Origin of the sequence: Dietzia sp. SLG310A2-38A2, assembly GCF_014145095.1 — a bacterium.
Classification (GTDB): domain Bacteria; phylum Actinomycetota; class Actinomycetes; order Mycobacteriales; family Mycobacteriaceae; genus Dietzia.
Map to the genome: position 1 here is coordinate 1 of NZ_JAALDX010000039.1, position 4552 is coordinate 4552.

Annotated in this window: 4 protein-coding genes and 1 pseudogene; 1 reads left to right on the forward strand and 4 read right to left on the reverse strand. The window is 68.6% G+C overall.

What is annotated here, in order from left to right:
• Together G6027_RS01500 and G6027_RS01505 are read right to left on the reverse strand one after the other, a co-directional pair.
• Window positions 1-610: pseudogene (locus tag G6027_RS01500) on the reverse strand (M3 family peptidase); the annotation flags it as partial.
• Window positions 611-643: 33 nt separating this feature from the next.
• A complete protein-coding gene (locus G6027_RS01505; protein WP_182634769.1) occupies window positions 644-1465 on the reverse strand; it encodes a TSUP family transporter in 822 nt (273 codons plus the stop codon).
• A gap of 26 nt (window positions 1466-1491) precedes the next feature.
• Here G6027_RS01505 and G6027_RS01510 point away from each other — a divergent pair, with 26 nt between their 5' ends.
• On the forward strand, window positions 1492-2004 hold the full coding sequence (locus G6027_RS01510; protein ID WP_182634771.1) for a CGNR zinc finger domain-containing protein: 513 nt from the start codon (window positions 1492-1494) through the stop codon (window positions 2002-2004).
• 51 nt (window positions 2005-2055) lie between these two features.
• On the opposite strand, the gene lepA is transcribed toward G6027_RS01510, so the two are convergent.
• Both lepA and G6027_RS01520 read right to left on the reverse strand, forming a co-directional pair.
• Entirely contained in the window at window positions 2056-3966 is a 1911-nt protein-coding gene (gene lepA / locus G6027_RS01515; protein ID WP_187702496.1) for a translation elongation factor 4, read from the reverse strand.
• 7 nt (window positions 3967-3973) lie between these two features.
• The coding region (locus tag G6027_RS01520; RefSeq protein WP_182634775.1) for an EthD domain-containing protein at window positions 3974-4552 on the reverse strand (579 nt) is incomplete at its 5' end.

The following is a 4552-nucleotide window of genomic DNA, read 5'->3' on the forward strand; positions in this document are numbered from 1 at the left end:
GGCCCGCCAGCTCGGCCTCGTCGGTCACGGGGACCGCGAGCGCCGCGGTCGAGGCGAGCAGATTCTCCCCGAACAGGGTGGTGAGCTCGGCCAGGCGGGTGTCGATGGCGGTGAGCCGCGCGCGGTCGGCGTCGCCGAGGGCCGCACCGGCACGCAGGAGGTCACGGTGGTGCCGACGGACCAGGCGGCCGGTCTCGTCGTCGACTTCCAGCTCCCCCGCGTCCAGCGCCGAGTAGACGGCGTCGACGCGCCCGAACAGCCGAGGGTCGGTCATGATCGCCGAGTGGTGCGCGGCCAGCAGCGGTGAGACCACCCGGTCCACGTCGAGCCTGGACGGGGTCGCATCCGGACCGAGGAGGCCGTAGAACACCGACAGGACGCGGTGGAGCGCCTGACCCGACTGCTCCAGGGCGATCACCGTGTTGTCCACGGAGGGCGGTTCCGGGTTGGCCACGATCGCCGCGACCTCAGCCGCGTGGTCGTCGATCGCCGTGCGGATCGCCGGCTCCAGTTCCGCCTCGTCGATCGCCGCGAAATCCGGCAGGCCGTACGGCAACGGCGACTCGTCGAGCAGCGGGTGGCGGCCGGGTTCGGAGCTCGGGAGGGTCATGGGGGCGAGTCTACGTCGGCTCCCCGGGGCGCCTCACGTCCACTGGGCCACCGTGTCCCACGCCAGCTTGACCGCCAGGATGCCGATGACCACCAGGAACACCACCCGGATGAACTCGTTGCCGTGCCGCATCGCCATCCGCGCGCCGATGAACCCACCGGTGAGGTTGGCCACCGCCATACAGCCACCGATGATCCACAGCATCTCGCCGTGGATGCCGAACACCAGGATCGAGGCGATGTTGGTGGTGAGGTTGGCGAGCTTGGCCGCCACCGTCCCCTGCAGGAATCCGAAGCCCAGGAACGCGACGATCGCGATCACGAAGAACGACCCTGTCCCCGGACCCAGGACCCCGTCGTAGAACCCGATCACCAGACCGATCAGCGCCGAACGCCAGATGCGCGCCCACCCGGTGTAGCGATTCTCGTGGGTGCGACCCATGGTGGGCCGGAACCACGTGTAGGCGCCCACCACGATCACGGCCACCAGCACGACCGGCGTGAGCAGGTCCCTCGGGATGAACCTGGCGACCGAGGACCCGGCGGCCGAGCCGGCGAACGCCGCGACCACCAGCGGGAACACCATTCCGATCGGCACCCGGATCCGGCGCAGATAGGTCAGTGAGGCGACCAGCGTCCCGGCCACGGAGGAGAGCTTGTTGGTCCCGAGAATCTCCGGGGTCGAGGCATCGGCGGGGAGCCCGACCACCAACGCCGGGAGCTGGATCAGCCCTCCCCCGCCCACCACCGAGTCGACCCAACCGGCGACGAACGCGGCCAGCACGAGCGCGGCCAGGACCCACACGGAGACCCCCACGGCCGGGGACGCGGCCAAACCCGCGAGTGACTGAGGCATACCGACAACTGTGCTGTAATAGGTCTGTGTATATCAACCCTTACGGGGCCGATCCGGTGACCCTCGCCGCCGACCTGGCGAACCGCCGCCCCCGCACCACCCGCGAGCTGGTGGACCGCTGCCGGGAATCGGGGGTGACCATCGACCGGGGAGCCTCCGACGCGGACCTCGAGGAGCTGCTGACGTTCCTCGACGACTGGCTCGTCGTCGTCGACACCACCGACCCCCGCGGGCGGGCCGACGCCCTCAACGCTCTGCTCGCCGACCACTCCGCGCCGCCGCGACTCACCGACCACGACGGCCACTGGCACGTCCACTACCGCGCGGACGACGTCTCGTTCGCCAGACTGCTCACCACCATGTTCTCGGTGGGCACAGCACTGCACCTGACCTCACGCGGCATCGACCGGTTGGCCCGGTGCGCGGCCGACGACTGCATGGACGTCTTCGCCGACACCACCCGCAACGGGCGCAAGCGGTACTGCTCGACCCGCTGCACCAACCGGTCCGCCGTGCGGCGCCACAGAGCGAGGCACTGAGCGAGGCACTGGGCGAATCGGCCCGACGGAGCGCGCGGGCGGCGTCGGTCGCTACTTCTTGTCCGCGCTCGACTCCGCGGACAGTGCCGCGACAAAGGCCTCTTGGGGCACGTCCACGCGGCCGATCGACTTCATGCGCTTCTTGCCCTCCTTCTGCTTCTCGAGCAGCTTGCGCTTGCGGCTGATGTCGCCGCCGTAGCACTTGGACAGCACGTCCTTGCGGATGGCGCGGATGTTCTCGCGGGAGATGATCTTCGCGCCGATCGCAGCCTGGATGGGCACCTCGTACTGCTGACGCGGGATGAGCTCCTTGAGCTTGCCGGTCATCTTGTTGCCGTAGGCCTGCGCGTAGTCCCGGTGCACGATCGCGGAGAACGCGTCCACGGCCTCACCCTGCAGCAGGATGTCGACCTTGACCAGATCGGACGCCTGCTCGCCGGCCTCCTCGTAGTCCATCGACGCGTATCCCTTGGTGCGGGACTTGAGCGAGTCGAAGAAGTCGAAGATGATCTCGCCCATCGGCATGACGTAGCGCAGCTCCACGCGGGTCTCGGACAGGTAGTCCATGCCCTTCATCTCGCCGCGCTTGGACTGGCACAACTCCATGACGGTGCCGACGTACTCGCTGGGCACGATGATCGTGCACTTGACGATCGGCTCGAAGATCTCGCGATGCTTGCCCTCGGGCCAGTACGAAGGGTTGGTGACCTGGTGCTCGCTCCCGTCCTCGGCGACCACGCGGTACACCACGTTCGGCGCGGTGGAGATGAGGGCGAGGTTGAACTCCCGCTCCAACCGGTCCCGGGTGATCTCCATGTGCAGCAGTCCCAGGAATCCGCAGCGGAAGCCGAAGCCGAGCGCGACCGAGGTCTCCGGCTCGTAGTCAAGCGAGGCGTCGTTGAGCTGCAGTTTGTCCAGGGCGTCGCGCAGGACCGGGTAGTCGGACCCGTCGATCGGGTACAGCCCGGAGAACACCATGGGGTTGGGTTCGGCGTACCCCGCCAGAGGCTCCTCCGCCCCGCCGCGAGCGCTGGTGATCGTGTCACCGACCTTGGACTGGCGGACGTCCTTCACACCGGTGATGAGGTACCCGACCTCGCCCGGGCCCAGCCCCTTGGTCACCTTGGGTTCCGGCGAGATGATCCCGACCTCGAGCGCCTCGTGCGTCGACCCCGTCGACATCATCTTGACCTTCTCGCGCGGCTTCAGCGTGCCGTCGAACACGCGGACGTAGGTGACCACGCCGCGGTAGGTGTCGTAGACCGAGTCGAAGATCATCGCGCGGGCCGGGGCCTCCGGGTCGCCCACCGGCGCGGGGATCACGTCGCACACCCTGTCCAGCAGTTCCTCGACACCCACACCCGTCTTGCCGGAGACCCGCAGGACGTCGTCCGGCTCGCAGCCGACGATGTGGGAGATCTCTTCGGCGAAGCGGTCCGGGTCCGCGGCCGGAAGGTCGATCTTGTTGAGCACCGGGATGATCTCGAGGTCGTTCTCCATGGCCAGGTACAAGTTGGCCAGCGTCTGCGCCTCGATGCCCTGAGCGGCATCAACCAGGAGGATCGCCCCCTCGCACGCCTCGAGTGCGCGCGAGACCTCGTAGGTGAAGTCCACGTGGCCCGGCGTGTCGATCATGTGCAGCACGATCTCCTCACCCTCGTGGGCACCTGAGCGCGGCACCCACGGCAGGCGGACGTTCTGCGCCTTGATGGTGATGCCGCGCTCGCGCTCGATGTCCATGCGGTCGAGGTACTGGGCCCGCATGAGCCGCTCCTCGACCACACCGGTGATCTGCAGCATGCGGTCGGCCAACGTCGACTTGCCGTGGTCGATGTGCGCGATGATGCAGAAGTTCCTGATCCTGGCCGGATCGGTGAACGTCGTCTCTGCGAAGTTGGGAATCTCGATCACTCCTGGAGGCGGGCCCGGGCGTGGCGGGGTTCGGTCCGACCGGGCGATCATCCCATTGTCACACGTGCGGTGCCCCGGTACGCATCACGTACCGCCCCGTGGGGATCGCATCGACCGTCCCGTCGTCGAGGAACCGGGCGGTCGAGGCGGTCATGGCCTGGATGTTGGCACTCATTCTCTCGTCACTGCCCCGCGAGTCGAAGAACACCCCGAGGTCACGGGTCGCCTCGATCGGGAACACCTCCTCTACGATCCCCGCGATCTCCGGCGCGCCCTCGGTCAGCGCGCGGACCACCACGTGCTGGGTGTAGGCGGTGGTGGACTGCGTCTCGATCGCCACCGGCGTGTGCTCCTCCAACCAGGTGCGCAGCCATTCGTCACGGTCCAGCCGCCCGGGCCGACGCAGGAAGGCCAGGTTGGCCATCCCGGGACACCTCCCGTCTTCCCCGGGCACCGGCACGCGCAGCGGCTCCGATTCGGTCACCGACCACGCCGAGACCGGGCCGAGCTCACGCAGGGCGTCGAGGAGGTCTGCGCACGCGGTGCCCGAGGCCACCGGCACCCGCGAACGGACCGCCGCGAGCACCGGCCGCGGGGTCACCTGCACGTCGATCATCGCGCCGGCCACCGCCTCGTA

What these genes read in the sequence shown, in the direction of transcription:
- lepA (WP_187702496.1), bottom strand. Translation starts at nt 3,966, where the DNA reads ATGATCGCCCGGTCGGACCGAACCCCGCCACGCCCGGGCCCGCCTCCA.
- G6027_RS01505 (WP_182634769.1), bottom strand. Translation starts at nt 1,465, where the DNA reads ATGCCTCAGTCACTCGCGGGTTTGGCCGCGTCCCCGGCCGTGGGGGTC.